Source organism: Saccharothrix sp. NRRL B-16348, from assembly GCF_001280085.1.
Classification (GTDB): domain Bacteria; phylum Actinomycetota; class Actinomycetes; order Mycobacteriales; family Pseudonocardiaceae; genus Actinosynnema.
The window spans coordinates 35,114-51,338 of record NZ_LGED01000268.1 but is presented as its reverse complement, the minus strand read 5'-3'; the positions used below and the strand labels follow the sequence as shown (position 1 = coordinate 51,338).

Genomic DNA, 16,225 nt, shown 5'->3' with positions numbered 1-16,225 from the left:
CACTCCACTGGCAGGTCTTTCCTCAAAAGCAGGGCTTCGTGTCATCCCGCCGACCTGGCGCAGCCCTACCGCGCGTGTCAAGGGGGGCGCCTGTCCACCAATGCCTGGCGGCATCGACTGTGGGCCGCGCCCCCCTTGATACGTGTGGTAGCCCTTGTGGAGGTCGGTGGGATGACACGGAGCCCGGACCAACAACGGACCCGCCACAGAACCAGGCAGTTGGGGTCATCCTGCTGATCTGCCCGTCCGGCGAGGACATGCTTTTAAGCTTTTGATCTTTACGACGTCACCCACCACGTCGTGACCACTCACCCCAGGAACACGTTCCGACGCTGCGTGAGCAGCCGGTACAGGGTCTGCTGGATCGTCTCCCGCACCTGATCGGTCAGGTTGAACACGAGCATCGGGTCATCCGCCGCGTGCTCGCCGTAGACGTCGGTCCGGATCGGCTCCCCGAACTCGATGTACCACTTCGACGGCAACGGGATCGCGCCGAGCGGGCCCAGGAACGGGAAGAACGGCGTCACCGGGAAGTAGGGGAAGCCGAACAGCCTGGCCAGCGCCTTGATGTCGCCGATCTTGGGGTAGATCTCCTCGGCGCCCACGATCGAGCACGGGATGATCGGCACGCCGGTGTTCAACGCCGCCGACACGAAACCGCCGCGTCCGAACCGCTGGAGCTTGTACCGGTCCTTGAACGGCTTGCCGATGCCCTTGAAGCCCTCCGGCCACACGCCGACCAGCTCACCCGACCTGAGCAGGCGTTCCGCGTCCGGGTTGCACGCCAGCGTCTGCCCAGACTTGCGGGCCAGCGCGCCCAGCACCGGCGTCTTGAACACCAGGTCGGCGCCCAGCATCCGCAGGTGGCGGCGCTTCGGGTGGTCGGCGCGCACCGCGAACGCGGTCATCGTGGCGTCCAGCGGCAGGGTACCGGAGTGGTTGGCGACGATCAGCGCGCCGCCCTCGCCCGGCACGTTGTGCATCCCGATCGTCTCCACCCGGAACCACTTCTCGTACAGCGGCCTGAGCGGCGGCATCAGGACGTTGTCGGTCAGGTCCGGGTCGAAGCCGAACTCGTCGACCTCGTAGTCGCCCTGGATGCGCCTGCGGGCGAACGCCAGCAGACCCGCCAGGCGCCGCTCCCAGCCCGCCTGCTCCGCCCCGGACTCGTCCGCACCCATCGGATCCGCACCCATCGGATCCGCCGCGTGCTCCTCTGCGTGCTCCTCCGAGGGCGTCGCGTCCGACGCGGGCGGTTCGGGCACGGGAACCGGCCCGGGAGCCCGGTCCGCGGCGCGCCGTCGTCGGGCAGCCTCCCGGTCCGCACCGTGCAGCGGGATCACCCGTGCCTCTGCCACGCGTCCACCTCCTCGCCCTCGATCTCGCCCTCGTTCGGAACCCTCAAGCGGGAACCCTCTAGCGGAACCTGGCAGCCAGGTCGAGCACGCCCCGCTCGACCGACGCCACCAGTTCCGGGTCGATGAGCGGACGCAGCGCGCGCCCGCTCACGTAGTCGTCGAACGCCTGCTGGGTGGTCCACCTCGGAGTGAACCCGAACTCCCGCTTGAGCAGCGTCGTGTCCACCACCCGACCCCAGTTCAGGAACCTCATCTGGTCCGGGGAGAAGTCCACCAGCCGCGCGCTGCGGAAGAACCGGCCCATCGTCGGCACCGCCGCGCTCGGCACGGGCAGGCTGATCCGGCCCGCCCTCCGGATGGCCTGCGACAGCATCAGCACGCCGTCACCGCCCACGTTGTAGACGCCGGGCAGGTCGTGCAGCGCGGCCCGTTCCAGCACGGCCAGCGCGTCCTCGGAGTGCAGCAACTGCACCCTGGCGTCGTACCCCATCACCGTCGGCACGACCGGCAGGGCGAAGTACCTGGTCAGGACCGTGTCGATGCGGGGGCCGATGAAGTTGCTGAACCTCAGCGCGGTGACGTCCACGTCCGGCCTGCGGCGCGCGAACCCGCGCACGTACCCCTCGACCTCGACCGCGTCCTTGGCGTACCCGCTGGACGGCAGGTCCTTCGGGCCCATGTCCTCGGTGAACACCGCCGGATCGCGCGAGCTGGTCCCGTACACCGCGCTGGTCGACTTGACCACGAGCTTGCGCACGTGCGGCGACTTCTGGCACGCGGCCAGCAGCTGCATCGTGCCGATGACGTTCATCTCCTTCATCACGGTCCGCCCGGTCGGGCCGGCCGGGTTCGCCGTCACCGACGCGTGCACGACCGTGTCGACGTGCGCGGTGGCGATGACCTTCGCGATGAGGGGGTTGCGGATGTCGGCGCGCACGAACTCGGCGCGGCCCATGCGGCGCTGCAGGTCGCGCGACGGCGGTTCGGTGTCCACGCCGAGCACGCGGTCGATGTCGGGGTTCGCCGCCAAGCGCGCGGCGAGGTGACCGCCGAGGTATCGGCTGCATCCGGTGACGAGAACGACCTTGGGCGCCATGCGACTCCCTGTGCGGGTGGTGCGACTCGACGATGCTAACCGGGATCCGGTGGGGCTATCGGTCGCGGAACGTCGTCTTGACGCAGGTCACCGAGGCTTTACCGGTGAATCACCCGGATGGCGGGACGGCCCCGGAAGGGCCGGGGCGCCGTGGAACGAAGACACCGCCAGTCCCGCGACCGGTGAGGCCGGGGACTGGCGGTGCTAGAACCCGCAGGGGCTTACTTGCCGCGCTTCCTGCGCTGGACCCGCGTCTTGCGCAGCAACTTGCGGTGCTTCTTCTTCGACATGCGCTTGCGGCGCTTCTTGATGACCGAGCCCATGCGGGTTCCTTCACTACTAGACGTTGGTGGTCTCCACGCGCCGGTGGAGACACCCGTCAAGTGGGCGCGCCGACACCAGGCACGAACGGCCTATGAGTTTACCCGCCTGCCCGGACGCGCCCTCACCCGGCGTCGAAGTAGGCGTTCCGCAGGTACTCGTGGACCGCCTTCTCCGGCACTCTGAACGACTTTCCCACGCGCACCGCCGTCAGCTCACCGGAGTGGACCAGGCGGTACACCGTCATCTTCGACACGCGCATCATCAGCGCGACCTCGGCGACCGTCATGAATCTGACTTGACCGAGCGACTTCTCCTCCGCAGGCATGGATCACCGCGTCCTTCGACACGCGTCGTGCCGTCGGCTTCCCCACCGACGGTTCGACACGCACGTGCTGCCTTGAGGGTAACGGGACGGGTGGGACTGGTGCGACGGCCAATGGCGGTATCAGTCCGCCTCGTGGGCGCGTCCCAGTTCCACCGAACGGTCGCGGGCCGCCTCGATGGCCGCCAGCATGGCCGCGCGCACGCCGTGCTTCTCCAGCTCGCGGATGGCCATGATGGTGGTGCCGGCGGGCGACGTGACGGCCTCGCGCAGGATGACCGGGTGCTGGTCGCCCTCGTTCAGCATGGTGGCCGCGCCGACCGCCGACTGGATGATGAGCCGGCCGGCCAGGTCGCGCGGGATGCCGAGCAGGATGCCCGCGTCGATCATGGCCTCGACCAGGTAGAAGAAGTAGGCGGGGCCGGAGCCGGACAGCGCGGTGACGGCGTCCTGCTGGTTCTCCGGGACGCGGGCCACCTTGCCGACCGTGGTCAGCAGCTCCTCGACCAGGTTCAGGTGCTCGTCGGTGGCGTACTTGCCCGCGGAGATGGCGCTCATCGCCTCGCCGACGACCATCGGGGTGTTCGGCATGACCCGGACGACCGGGGTGCTGTCGGGCAGCCTGCGCTCGTAGAGGGACGTCGGCAGGCCCGCGCACAGCGACACGACGAGCGTGCCGGGCTTGAGCACCGGTGCCAGCTCGTCCAGCAGCGGTTCGATGTCCTGCGGCTTGACCGCGACCACGAGGACGTCGGCCCGCTGCGCGGCGCCGGGCACGTCGAGGCCCTCCACCCCGTACCGCTCGGTCAGCGCGGCGGCCCGTTCCGGGTGCTTCTCGGTGAACAGCAGGTCGTCGGCCTTCCGCCCGCCTTGAAGCAGCCCCGACAGCAGCGCTTCACCGATCTTGCCAGCCCCCAACACGGCGATGGTCGTCATGCGCCAAGCCTGCCACGCCCTCACCACCGCAACACCGCAGGTCCCCACGCGTGTCCCACCTCCAGAACGCGCGAGTCCTACGTTCACGTCGCGAGAGTCCTACGTTCAGAACGCGCGTGTCCTACGCTCAGAACGCGCGTGTCCTACGCTCAGGACACCTGAATTCAACGCTCAGGTCGCCGGCGTCAGCGCCAACTGCCGCGCCTGGCACACCAGCCGCCCGGCCGAGTCGATCACCACGGCGTCCTCGTCGAACCACTGCCCGTGCACCGCGCTGCACGACACCCGCACGCGCAGCCACCCCGGCGCCGGGTTCGCCCGCAGCAACGCCGTCAGCTGCACGGTCGGCGACCACCCGAACCGGCCCAGGTTGAACGTCACCGGCATCGAGATGTCACCGGCGATCAGCGCGAAGTACGGGTCCGGCCGCTCACCGAGCGGACGCGCCCACAGCCGCAGCACCAACGGGTCGCCGACCCGCCCGGCCAGGAACCCGGCGCCCGCCTGGTCCAGCCGCACGTCGCACACCGACCCGAGCTTGTACACCCCGCCGGACCCCATCGACGCCAGGTCGATCGCGTCCACGGGCGGCGCGGCGGGCATGTCGGGCAGGTCGACGTAGTCCGGCGCGGCCGTCGGCATCCGCCCGACCGTCACCACCGCCTCCACGCAACTGCGGCCCCGCTGCTCCAACGTGGACGTCACCACGGTCGCCGTCCGCCCCGCCTTGCGCACCTCGGTCCGCACCAGCACCGGCCCCACCTCGGGCGCGCGCAGGAACTGCGTGCTCACCGCCAGCGGCGCCAGGTCGTCGGCTCCCGGCACGGCCGCCCGCGCGCTGTCCACCGCCGCCCGCGCGACCAGGGCCAGCAGGAACCCGCCGTGCGGCTTGGGACCGACGGTCCACTCGGCGGGCAGGGACGCGGTGTACGTGCCGTCGCCGAGGGGGCGGACCGCACTGGCTACCGAGAAGGACACAGGGCTCCTCACGAGCGGCTGACCAGCGAACGCAGGAAGAACGCGACGTTGGCCGGTCGCTCGGCGAGCCGGCGCATCAGGTACCCGTACCACTGCCCGCCGAACGGCACGTAGACGCGCACGACGTGCCCCTCCGCCGCCAGGTGCCGCTGCTCGCCCGTCCGGACGCCGTAGAGCATCTGGAACTCGAAGTCCTCGACCGGCTTGCCGTACCAGCGGGCGCGTTCGGAGACGATCTCGATCAGGCGCGGGTCGTGGGTGGCGAACATCGGGTAACCGGAGCCGGCCAGCAGCACGTTGGCGCAGCGCACGTAGTTGACGTCGACCTCGTGCGGGTCGACGAAGGCCACCGACGGCGGTTCGGCGTACGCGCCCTTGCACAGCCGCACGCGCGTGTCCGCGAGTTCGCGCACGTCGTCCAGGGTGCGGCGCAGGTACGCCTGGAGCACCGCGCCCACCGACGGCCAGTGGCGGCGCAGCTCGGCGAGCACGCGCAGCGTGGCGTCGGTGGTGGTGTGGTCCTCCATGTCGAGCGTGACCGTGGTGCCCGCCTGCTCGGCCGCCGCGCAGATGCGGGAGGCGTTGTCCAGCGCGACCGTCTCGCTCAGGCCGAGGCCCACGGCGGACAGCTTCACGCTGACCTCGGCGTCCGCGGCGAGGCCGACGTCGTGCAGCTGGTCGAGCAGCTCCAGGTAGGCGCGCACGGTCCGTTCGGCGGTGGCGCGGTCGGCGGTGTCCTCGCCGAGGTGGTCGAGGGTGACGCGCAGGCCGTCGCCGATGAGCCGGCCGGCCGCGTCGATCGCGTCCGCGGTGGTCTCGCCCGCCACGAACCGGCGGACCACGTCGCGGCTGACGGGGGCGGTCGCGACGACCCGGCGCACCGTGTCGTTGCCCGCGGCGGCGAGGATCAACGTGCGCAACGGGTTCACGATCAAGACCCTAGCCGCTGACCGGCGCCGGAGCGGATGCGAGTTCGCCGTCCGTCGACCTGAGCGTTGAATTCACGCGTCCTGAACGTAGGACTCTCGCGACGCGAACGTAGGACACGCGCGTTCTGAAGGTAGGACACGCGCGGAGGTCAGAGGTGGAGGCGGGCGAACAGGAGGGATTCGGCCAGGAGCTCGGACCGCTCGGCGGCGGTGCGGGCGCGGCGGGTGTTGACCTCCAGCACGACCTGCCCGGTGAAGCCCGTGCGGGTCAGGTGGGACAGCAGCTCGGCGCACGGCTCGGTGCCGCGGCCGGGCACCAGGTGCTCGTCCTTGGGCAGGCCGGAGCCGTCCGCCAGGTGCACGTGGGTGAGCCCGTCGCCCATCCGCTTGGCCAGCTCCATCGTGTCCACGTGCGCGGCCGACGCGTGCGACAGGTCGAGCGTGTAGTTCCGGTGCCCGACGTCGGTCGGGTCGATCGACGGCCGGAACGCCGTGACCTGCACCGATCGCCCCCGCCCGAGGGGACGCCGCACCGGGAACATGTTCTCCACCGCGATGGCGACGCCGCTGTCGTCCTCCAGCGACGCGACCAGGTCGGCGAAGCCCTCCGCGTACCGCCGCTGCCACACGAACGGCGGGTGCAGCACGACGGTCCGCGCGCCCAGGTCGGCGGCGGCGCGCACGCTGCGCCGCAGCCGCTCGGCCGGGTCCGGCGACCACACGCGCTGGCTGATCAGCAGGCACGGCGCGTGCACGGCCAGCACCGGCATCGCGTAGCGCTTCGAGAGCCGTTCGACCGCGCGCACGTCCTGGCTCACCGGATCGGCCCACACCATGAGCTCGACGCCGTCGTACCCCAGCTCGGCGGCGGCCTCGAACGCGGCGCCGGCGGGCTGCGGCCACACGGCCGCGGTGGACAGGCCGACCGGGATCAAGAGTTCACCAGCAGCATCGCCGCGGGCGACACCGTCACGATCAACCCGACGAGCACCGCCAGGACCGTCGTCTGGAGGTCGTCCGCACGGCGGATCTTGCGGACCATCATCACCAGGCCGACGGTCACCGCCAGTGCCACCACCAGCGCCGCGGGCGCGGCCGTGCGCCACAGGTAGTTGAAGCCCAGCCACAGGGCCGCGCCACCGATCACGCCCGCGGCCAGCTGCCCGATCATGAGCAGCCACTCCTTGCCCGCCGAACGGTCGGCGGGGCGCTCGTCGTCCTCGTCGTCGACGTCGCCCAGCCCGGCGGGCCCGTCATCGTCGAGGTCGCGGCGCTGGAAGTCGCGGCGCGAGTAGTCGTCGTCGTCTTCCTCGTCGAGGTCGACGTACGGGTGGAACGCGGTGCTCTCGCCCTCGACGGCCTCTTCCGGCTCGTCGTCGCCGAACCAGTCCTCGGCGGACTGGTCGGGCAGCGGGTCGGGCAGCCTCGGCGGCGCGGGCGGCACGATCAGCACCGACTCGGTCGGCAGCGACTCCAGCGGCACGTTCGGCGCGAGCTTGTCGGTGATGCGCGGCATCACCTCGGTCACCGGCTCGCGCACCGGCGGCTTCGCCGCGGGAGGCGCGCCGGGCGGCACGGGCCGCACCACGTTGGAGCGCGACGTCTCGGGCTTGAGCGGCGGTTTCGGCAGGTTGGGCCGGGACTGGTCACCCTGGTAGTCGGCCACGATCGGCGGCACGACGCGGGTCTCCTCGGCCGGGTCGACCTCGGGCGCGCGTCTGCGCCCGGATTCGGCCTGCTTCGGCGGGTCGAGCCGGGACACGGGCGAGTCCAGCCGCGAGACCGGCGGTTCCAGCCGGGACACCGGCGGCTCGGGACGCTCGGGACGCGCCACCGGCGGCACCGGCGGCTGGTAGGCCGTGCGCTCGGCCTCGACCGGCCGCTGCCGCTGGGGCAACGGCGGCGCGGCGGGCGGCGCCTCGGACTCGTCCCGGATGGCGCGCAGCCGTCCGCTGTCGGAGTTGACGCGGTCGATGATGGCCTGCGGAGCGGTGTCCGAGGCCTCTTCGGCACGGCGCCGTCGCCGACGCGGCGTCACCTCGCCGGAGCCCCCGCCGTACTGGGCGAGCAACTCCGCGACGGTGCGCTGGGTCTGCTCCGACTCGCTCTCTCGACTCATCAACTCCACCGTGCCCCGTGGCGGCCAGTCCGTCCAGTGTCACCCGTCCGGCGGGTGCGGTCCGGCGGGGTGTCCGGGTCCGAACCATTAGTGTGGTCCAGCCGACGCAGGATGACACCTTCCCGCAGGGCCCAGGGGCAAATCTCCAGCTCGCCGAGTGACAGGGCTCGCATGGTGGCCTCCGCCACCAGAGCGCCCGCCACCAGCTGGTGGGCACGGCTCGCGCTCACCCCTTCGAGCTCCGCCAGGTCGGCCGCGGACATCCGCGAGACGAACGCGATGAGCTGCCGCAGGCCCGCGTCGGTGAGCACGCGCCGCGCGCGCGGACCGGCCGACGACGGCGCCGCGCCGGTCAGCCTGGCCAGCGTGCGGAACGTCTTGGACGTCGCGACCACGCGATCAGGGGTGCCCACCCGGCGGATCTTCTTCGCCACCGGCGCGAGCTGCTCGGCCAGCCACTCGGTGGTCTCGCGCACCTCGGCCCTGGTGGGCGGGTCGTTGCGGAACCTGGTCCGGGTCAGCCTGCCCGCGCCCAACGGCACCGAGAACGCCTCCTCCGGCTCCTCGTCCACGCCGACCGCCAGCTCCAGCGACCCGCCGCCGATGTCCAGGCACAGCAGCCTGCCCGCCGACCAGCCGTACCAGCGGCGCACCGCGAGGAACGTGTACCGCGCCTCGTCCTCGCCGGTCAGCACCTGCAGGTCGACGCCGGTCTCGGCGCGCACGCGGTCCAGCACCTCGGCGGAGTTGCCCGCCTCGCGCACCGCGGACGTGGCGAACGCCATCAGGTCCTCGCAGCCGAGCCGCTCCGCCGCCGCCTTGGACGCGGCGACGGTGCGCACCAGCTGGTCGGCGCCCTCACGCCCGAGCAGCCCGGAGCCGTCCAGCTGCTCCGCGAGGCGCAGCACGGACTTCTCCGAACTCATCGGCGTCGGGTGGGCACCACGATGAGCGTCCACCACCAAGAGGTGGACGGTGTTGGACCCGACATCAAGCACCCCTAGGCGCACGCGGTGCACCGTACCTGGTCGGGATGATCAGGATTCGAACTTGTATCCCAGTCCGCGCACGGTGACGAGGTACCGCGGCGCCGACGGGTCTGGCTCGATCTTCGACCGCAGCCGCTTGACGTGCACGTCCAGGGTTTTGGTGTCCCCGACGTAGTCCGCGCCCCACACCCGGTCGATCAGTTGGCCGCGGGTCAACACCCGGCCGACGTTGCGCAGCAGGTACTCCAAAAGGTCGAACTCCTTGAGCGGCAGGCTGACCTCGGCGCCGTCCACGGTCACCACGTGCCGCTCGACGTCCATCCGCACCGGCCCCGCCTCCAGGACCTGCGGCAGCAGCTCCTCGGACTCGCCGCCGCGCCGCAGCACGGCCCGGATCCGGGCGATCAGCTCGCGGGCCGAGTACGGCTTGGTGACGTAGTCGTCCGCGCCCAGCTCCAGGCCGACGACCTTGTCGATCTCGCTGTCCCGGGCCGTGACCATGATCACCGGCACGGCGGAGCGGGCGCGCAGCTGCTTGCACACGTCCGTGCCGCTCATCCCGGGGAGCATGAGGTCGAGCAGCACGATGTCGGCGCCGTTGCGGTCGAACTCCTCCAGCGCCTCCTGGCCGGTGGCCGCGAGCGCCGCGGTGAAGCCCTCCTTGCGCAGCAGGAAGGCGAGCGGATCGGCGAAGGACTCCTCGTCCTCCACGATGAGCACCCTGGTCACAGCTCTCCTCCGTGGTTGCTGCCCGCGCCGCTCGGCACGGGGCTCGCCAGCTCCTGTGTTGGCAGGTCCTGGGTGGGCTCGTCCTGGTCTGGATGAGCCGGGATGCGCAGCGTGAAGGTGGAGCCGGTGCCGGGCAGGCTCCACAGCTTCACCTCGCCGCCGTGGTTGTTGGCGACGTGCTTGACGATGGCGAGGCCGAGGCCGGTGCCGCCGGTGGCACGTGACCGGGCCTTGTCGACCCGGTAGAAGCGCTCGAACACGCGGGTCTGCTGGTCCTCGGCGATGCCGATGCCCCGGTCGGTGACGGCGATCTCGACGAAACCGTCGACGAGCTTGCGGCTGACCGACACCGGGCTGCCCGGCGGCGAGTACGCGACCGCGTTGTCCAGGAGGTTGCTCAACGCCGTGACCAGCAACGTCCGGTCGCCCTCGACCTCGAGGCCGCTCGGGTCGTCGGTGGCGATCTCGATGCCGGCGGACTCGGCGGCCAGCTTCGACCGGCTCATCGCCTCGTCGATGACCACGTCGACCTCGACCCGGCTGAGCTCCGGCAGCTTCTCCGCGCCCTGCAGCCGCGACAGCGCGATCAGCTCGGTGACCAGGGTGCCGAGCCGGGTGGCCTCCTGCATGATCTTGGCGCTGAACCGGCGGACCTCCTCCTGGTCGTCCGCGGCGTCCAGCACCGCCTCGGCCAGCAGCGCGAGCGCGCCGACCGGGGTCTTCAGCTCGTGGCTGACGTTGGCCACGAAGTCGCGCCTGGTCGCCTCCAGCCGCACCGACTCGGACTCGTCGGAGGCGTCGACCACCACGAAACCCTCGGTGAGCACCTTGACGGTGGCGTGCACGGCCTGCGGCTGGCGGCCCTTGATGACCTCCAGCGACGACAGGTCCACCGAGATCACGCCACCGTGGCTGCGGGCCATCTCGGCGGCGCGTCTGGCCCGGTCGTCCACCCGGTTGTTGCGGACCACGCCGAGGTCCTCGGCGCGGGCGTTGTGCAGCACGACGTCGCCGAAGCCGTTGAGGACGGCGATGCCGCTGGGTGAGGAGTGGACGACCCTGGCCATCAGGTCGGCGACGGTGAGGCCGCGCGGACGCGTCTCGCGAGCCCGTGCGGTGGTCCGTCCGGCGAGAAACGCGACGCCGCCGATCAGCAGAGCGCCGATCGACAGGACGAGGTAACCCGTTGCGGTCACAAGCGCATCGTAAGCAGGTCAGGCGGGGTACGGCCTAGAGCTCACGCCTGGTTCGTGACTCCTGCGACACCGTCCGGGACCGATGTTCTCCCAGGAGACGACCGCCGTTCACCCAATCGTGTCCAATTGAGTCAGGTCGCGTTCGGACAGGTGCCGATCGGCGGAAGCCGGGTTCTCCTCCAGGTGACGAGCGGAGGACGTGCCGGGAACGAAGGGTGCGGAAACGAGACGGCGGCACGGGCGCCGGGTGTTCCCGCGCACGTGCCGCCGTCGGAGTCCGACCTCGGTCAGCGACCCTGGTTGGCCACGGCCTTGATCGCGTCCGCCGCCGCGTCCGGGTCGAGGTACTCGCCGCCCGGCTTGAGCGGCTTCAGCTCCTCGTCCAGGTCGTAGCGCAGCGGGATGCCGGTGGGGATGTTCAGGCCCGCGATCGCCTCGTCCGAGACGCCGTCGAGGTGCTTGACCAGCGCGCGCAGCGAGTTGCCGTGCGCGGCGACCAGCACCGTCTTGCCCGTGCGCAGGTCCGGCACGATCGAGGACTCCCAGTACGGGATCATCCGCTTGACCACGTCCAGCAGGCACTCGGTGAGCGGCAGGTCGGGGCCGAGGTCGGCGTAGCGCGGGTCGGCGTCCTGGCTGAACTCGGTGCCGGGCTCGATCGGCGGCGGCGGGGTGTCGTAGGAACGGCGCCAGAGCATGAACTGCTCCTCGCCGAACTCCTCCAGCGTCTGCTTCTTGTTCTTGCCCTGGAGCGCGCCGTAGTGGCGCTCGTTGAGCCGCCAGTCCCGGCGGACCGGGATCCAGTGCCGGTCGGCCGCGTCGAGCGCGAGGTTGGCGGTGCCGATGGCCCGCCGCAGCAGCGACGTGTGCACCACCTCCGGCAGCACGCCCGCTTCACGCAGCAGCACGCCGCCGCGCTTCGCCTCGTTCACACCCTTCTCCGAGAGGGGGACGTCCACCCAACCGGTGAACAGGTTCTCCGCGTTCCAGACGCTCTCGCCGTGGCGGAGCAGCACCAGGGTTCCGACAGCCATGGGCGTCAGCCTGCCAGATGGACGGGGCCGGCTCACGCCGGTGGCAGGTGTGATCTTGATCGGTGCAGCGGGCGGCGGGGCCGGGCCTCTCGCGGGGCCCGGCCCGAAGCCGGATCAGCCGCCGAGACCACTGACGCCCACGAGCCCGCCGGTCAGGCCGCTGATCCCGCCGGTCCCGCCGGCCGCGCCGCCGAGGCTGGTCACCGGCGCCAGCACGCTGGACAGGGCGCCCAGCAGGTCGCCGCTGGGAACGGCGTCCATCGCACCCTTCGCCGTTCGCTCCGCCGGGGCGTCCGCGGCGTTGGCGGCGGGCGCGGCCAGCAGGATGACGGCGGTGGCGCCGGCCGCGAGGGCCAGCCTTCCGAGAATGCGCATGCGTGTCTTCTCCGATGTGTCGACTCCGATTTGCACCCGACATGGTTGTGGAGCGTGACGGGTCCGGCTCGCTGAGTGACGGGGATCAACACCATCGGGTGGTGCCGGCGAGGTGGTCCTAGCCCAACATGACGAGAACGGCGTTGGCCGCGCGCAGTCCGACGAGGTTCGACACGCCCACGGTGACCACGACCAGGGCGGTGGTCTTGGCCCAGCCCACGAAGCGCCACCGCGACACCGGTGTCTCCGCCGCGTTGGCGCGGGCGATCGCGGACACGACACCCCACATCCGGATCCAGCAGGTGGCGATCATCAGGAGGGTGAGCATGGTGGCGGTGTTGCTCACCATCCCCAGGAACCCCGAGAAGGTGAAGGCCTGGCCGCCGGGTTGTTTCGACGCGATCACCAGGGGCAGGGCCATCCGGCACCCCAGGAGGGTGCCCAGGATCGCGCCGATGCCGGCGTACTGGGCGACCCACGTCAGGAACTTCCTGGTGGGCTCCACGTCCCGGAAGAACACCAGGCAGTAGGCCAGGGTCGTCAACGTGGCCGTCGCGCCGAAGGCCACCGCCACCCACAACCCGTTCGAGTAGACCTCCCAGGCGCCGGACACCGTGGCCGGGTCGGCGAGCTGCGGTGCCGCCTCGTAGCCGAACACGATGATCGCCAGGAAGAGGAGCCCCGCGGTGATCCGGCCAGGCCGCTCCGGCAATGCCAGTGCCCTGCGCACGGCGGTGTCGCCGGCCGAACGTCGATCGCCTTCGGCGGGCGCGCTCGACACGGGTAACGGCTCGGGATCGGCCCGCTTCCGAGTGCCCCGGTTGCGCTTCTTCTTGCGGTCACGCCTCGATGGCCTCGACATCGGAGCACCCTTCATGCCGTCGCGCAGCCCAACGCCGCCTCCTGCCCGGCGCCCGCCACGGCAGGTACCCGTGACCCTGTTGGCGCAGGTCGGACCTGGTTCCAGCGGCCGACCCGCGCCAACCGGTCAGCGGATCAACGAGCTTCCCGCGCCCGGAGGTCCTTGCGCAGGATCTTGCCCGCGGCCGACTTCGGGATCGCTTCGATGAACTCCACGACCCTCACCTTCTTGTGCGGCGCCACCTGGGAGGCCACGAACTCCATCACGCCGGCCTCGTCCAGCGCCGTGCCCGGCTGGCGGACGACGAAGGCCTTCGGCACCTCCTCGCCCTCCGCGTCACGCACGCCGACCACGGCCGCGTCGGCGACCTCCGGGTGCGTCAGCAGCAGCGCTTCCAGCTCGGCCGGCGGCACCTGGTAGCCCTTGTACTTGATCAGTTCCTTGACCCGGTCGACGATGCTGACCAGGCCGTTCTCGTCGATGATCGCGACGTCGCCGGTGTGCAGCCAGCCGTCCTCGTCGAGCGTGGCGGCGGTGGCCTCGGGGTTGTTCAGGTAGCCCTTCATGACGTTCGGGCCGCGGCACCACAGCTCGCCGCGCTCGCCGACGCCCACGTCCTCGCCGGTGGCCGGGTCGATGAAGCGGCACTCCATGTTCGGCGCGATGACGCCGACCGTGCCGACGGAGATGTCGTCGCGGCCGTCCGGGATCGCGTGGCTGACCGGGCTCATCTCGGTCATCCCGTAGCCCTGCGAGACGCGGCAGCCGAGGCGCTTGGCGACGGTCGCGGCCAGGTCGACGTCCAGCGGCGCGGCGCCGGAGAAGATCGTGTCGATGCCGGACAGGTCGTACTGGTCGACCAGGGGGTGCTTGGCCAGCGCCACCGCGACCGGCGGCGCGATGTAGACGCGGTCGGTCCGGTGGTCCTGGATCACCCGCAGGAACTCGGGCAGGTCGAACTTCGGCAGCGTCACCACCGTCGCGCCGACGTGCAGGCCGTTGTTCATCAGCACCTGCATGCCGTAGATGTGGAAGAACGGCAGCACGGCGAGGATCTTCGTGCTCTCGCCGATCTTCAGCAGCGGCCCGCACTGGACGATGTTCGCGACCAGGTTGCGGTGCGTCAGCATCACGCCCTTGGCCCGGCCGGTCGTCCCGGACGAGTACGGCAGGACGGCCACGTCCTGGGCCGGGTCGATCGACACCTCCGGCGTCGGCTCGGCGTTCGCCAGCAACGACGACAGGCTGGGGTAGCCCTCGGCGGCGTCCAGCACAACGACGTCGGAGATGCCGGCCTTCTCCGCGCCCGGCGCGGCGTTCGGCAGCAGCACGGACACCGTGAACAGCATCTTCGCGCCGGCGTCCGCCAACTGGTGCGCGACCTCGTCCGCCGTGTACAGGGCGTTGATGGTGGTCGCGGTGGCGCCCGCGCGCAGGATGCCGTGGAACACGACGGCGTAGTAGGGGGTGTTCGGGCTGAGGATGCCCACCACGTCGCCCTTGCCGATCCCCCTGGCGGCCAGCGCGGCGGCCAAGCGGTCGACCGCGCTGGCCAGTTGGCGGTAGGTCAGCGACGCGCCCGAGGTGCCGTCGACCAGGGCCACCCGGTCGGCGCGCTCGCCGAGGTCGGCGAAGAGCAACTCGTGCAGCGTGACGTCCGGGACCGCGACATCGGGGAACGGACTGCGGAAGACCATGCGGCTGCCTCATTCATCCTGGGGGCCGGGATCCCGTCATCGTGAGTCAAGCCACATCGCTGGTCAAGGCGGTCGTCAGTCCCGCTACAGCGTTACTTAACTCGGCTAAGAACACACGAATGGAGTAGCGCCGGCCCTTGTGGTGATCACCGGCCATCTGCCAAGTTGGCAAGGCCCTCGCGGGTCGGCTCCCACGCACTCCGATCGACCCGCGCGGCAGAACCGCGGTTCGCAATCCCCCCGTCGAACCGCGGCCCGCTTGGAATCCCGGGCTCCCCCCGCCCGGATCCACGTCAGCGGGGAATGACGCGGGGCGGCTTGAGCTCGCGACTCCCCCTCTCTCCCAAGCCGCCCCGCGCTCCCGCCCCCTAAGGCGTGCTCGACGACGCGGCGGGCACCGCGGGCGCGACCTTCCGACGTCGCCGCCACCACAGGTAGCCGAACGCCGGCAGCCCCAGCACCACCGCGAACGGCAGCACGCCGCCCAGCACCACCAGCAGCCAGCCGAACGCCTTCACCAGCGCTCCCCAGCCACCGGCGAACGCCGCCAGGAAGTCGTTCTCGTCCTCCACGACCACCACCGGCTCGCTCTTCGCCGAGATGACGACGGTCAACGTCGACATGGCGACCTGGCTCTTCAACGTCTCGTGCCGGCGCTGCAGCGACTCCAGCTCGGACTGCCGCTTGGTCAGCTCGGCCTCGATGTCGGTGATCTCGGACGTGGTCGTGGCCCGGTCCAGCAGTCCGCGCACCCGCTCCACGCTGGCCCGCTGGTTGGCGAGCCGGACCTCGACGTCCACCAGCTGCTCGGTCACGTCCTCGGTCTGCAGTTCCCGCCTGCTGACCTCGACGCCCTCCAGCCCGCTGATCGACTCCAGCACCGGGTCCAGCCGGTCGCCGGGCACCTTCACCGTGACCGAGGCCCGGTTGGGCTGCGACTTCTCCTGCGCCGAGTACCCGCCTTCCGCGATGACCAGGTCCTTGACCCGGGACAACGCCGCGGTGGTGTCCGACGCGCGCAGTTCGACCGTCGCCGTGCGCACGAGCTGCCGGTTCTGCTGCGCCGACGTGCCCGCCTGCTTCGCCTCACCCGTGCCGGCCGACTCCTGCTTCGGCGTGCCACCCGGCTGCGCGTTGTCCTGCGCCGGCGCGGGCGCCACCGCCGCGTGGTCGGCCGCCGACCCCGACGAGCCCGCCGCGCACCCCGCCAGCGCCGCCAGCGCGAACGCGGCGACCACCAACCCCACCCGTCTGCCCATGTGACCCTCCCTGGTTTCCGGT

General features: G+C 71.2%; 17 protein-coding genes. All 17 read right to left on the bottom strand.

Annotated elements, in window-relative coordinates; translation table 11 throughout:
- Positions 1-308: 308 nt before the first annotated feature.
- Positions 309-1,358 (bottom strand): lysophospholipid acyltransferase family protein, encoded by a 1,050-nt coding sequence (locus ADK67_RS44780; RefSeq protein ID WP_053722701.1) that lies wholly within the window; start codon positions 1,356-1,358, stop codon positions 309-311.
- A 58-nt stretch (positions 1,359-1,416) separates the two neighbouring features.
- On the bottom strand, positions 1,417-2,454 hold the full coding sequence (locus ADK67_RS44775; RefSeq protein ID WP_053722700.1) for an NAD-dependent epimerase/dehydratase family protein: 1,038 nt from the start codon (positions 2,452-2,454) through the stop codon (positions 1,417-1,419).
- 221 nt (positions 2,455-2,675) lie between these two features.
- Entirely contained in the window at positions 2,676-2,777 is a 102-nt protein-coding gene (locus ADK67_RS50180; protein WP_015105422.1) for a 30S ribosomal protein bS22, read from the bottom strand.
- 122 nt (positions 2,778-2,899) lie between these two features.
- Positions 2,900-3,103 (bottom strand): helix-turn-helix domain-containing protein, encoded by a 204-nt coding sequence (locus ADK67_RS44770; protein WP_053722699.1) that lies wholly within the window; start codon positions 3,101-3,103, stop codon positions 2,900-2,902.
- A 120-nt stretch (positions 3,104-3,223) separates the two neighbouring features.
- Positions 3,224-4,036 (bottom strand): pyrroline-5-carboxylate reductase, encoded by an 813-nt coding sequence (gene proC / locus ADK67_RS44765; RefSeq protein WP_053722698.1) that lies wholly within the window; start codon positions 4,034-4,036, stop codon positions 3,224-3,226.
- Positions 4,037-4,207: 171 nt separating this feature from the next.
- Entirely contained in the window at positions 4,208-5,014 is an 807-nt protein-coding gene (locus ADK67_RS44760; RefSeq protein WP_082404786.1) for a thioesterase family protein, read from the bottom strand.
- An 8-nt stretch (positions 5,015-5,022) separates the two neighbouring features.
- Complete coding sequence (locus ADK67_RS44755; RefSeq protein WP_053722712.1) at positions 5,023-5,943, bottom strand: proline dehydrogenase family protein; 921 nt, start codon at positions 5,941-5,943, stop codon at positions 5,023-5,025.
- A gap of 149 nt (positions 5,944-6,092) precedes the next feature.
- Positions 6,093-6,878 carry a sugar phosphate isomerase/epimerase family protein gene (locus tag ADK67_RS44750; RefSeq protein ID WP_053722696.1) on the bottom strand — a complete coding sequence of 262 codons (786 nt, stop codon included), beginning with the start codon at positions 6,876-6,878 and terminating at the stop codon, positions 6,093-6,095.
- Entirely contained in the window at positions 6,875-8,062 is a 1,188-nt protein-coding gene (locus tag ADK67_RS50175) for a hypothetical protein (RefSeq protein WP_082404784.1), read from the bottom strand. Before ADK67_RS50175 ends, ADK67_RS44750 begins: the two co-directional genes overlap by 4 nt.
- Entirely contained in the window at positions 8,062-9,072 is a 1,011-nt protein-coding gene (locus tag ADK67_RS44740; RefSeq protein ID WP_053722711.1) for a Ppx/GppA phosphatase family protein, read from the bottom strand. The genes ADK67_RS50175 and ADK67_RS44740 overlap by 1 nt, the downstream gene beginning before the upstream one ends.
- A gap of 27 nt (positions 9,073-9,099) precedes the next feature.
- Positions 9,100-9,780 carry a response regulator transcription factor gene (locus ADK67_RS44735; protein ID WP_053722695.1) on the bottom strand — a complete coding sequence of 227 codons (681 nt, stop codon included), beginning with the start codon at positions 9,778-9,780 and terminating at the stop codon, positions 9,100-9,102.
- Positions 9,777-10,976, bottom strand: coding sequence for a sensor histidine kinase (locus ADK67_RS44730; RefSeq protein ID WP_053722694.1), 1,200 nt, complete (start codon positions 10,974-10,976; stop codon positions 9,777-9,779). Before ADK67_RS44730 ends, ADK67_RS44735 begins: the two co-directional genes overlap by 4 nt.
- Positions 10,977-11,263: 287 nt before the next feature.
- Entirely contained in the window at positions 11,264-12,010 is a 747-nt protein-coding gene (locus tag ADK67_RS44725; protein ID WP_053722693.1) for a phosphoglyceromutase, read from the bottom strand.
- Positions 12,011-12,124: 114 nt separating this feature from the next.
- On the bottom strand, positions 12,125-12,385 hold the full coding sequence (locus ADK67_RS44720; protein ID WP_053722692.1) for a hypothetical protein: 261 nt from the start codon (positions 12,383-12,385) through the stop codon (positions 12,125-12,127).
- A gap of 118 nt (positions 12,386-12,503) precedes the next feature.
- Positions 12,504-13,247 carry a hypothetical protein gene (locus ADK67_RS44715; RefSeq protein ID WP_157621597.1) on the bottom strand — a complete coding sequence of 248 codons (744 nt, stop codon included), beginning with the start codon at positions 13,245-13,247 and terminating at the stop codon, positions 12,504-12,506.
- A gap of 134 nt (positions 13,248-13,381) precedes the next feature.
- Complete coding sequence (locus ADK67_RS44710) at positions 13,382-14,944, bottom strand: AMP-binding protein (RefSeq protein ID WP_053722690.1); 1,563 nt, start codon at positions 14,942-14,944, stop codon at positions 13,382-13,384.
- A gap of 368 nt (positions 14,945-15,312) precedes the next feature.
- Positions 15,313-16,203 (bottom strand): DUF4349 domain-containing protein, encoded by an 891-nt coding sequence (locus ADK67_RS44705; protein WP_063797938.1) that lies wholly within the window; start codon positions 16,201-16,203, stop codon positions 15,313-15,315.
- Between the last annotated feature and the right edge of the window lie 22 nt (positions 16,204-16,225).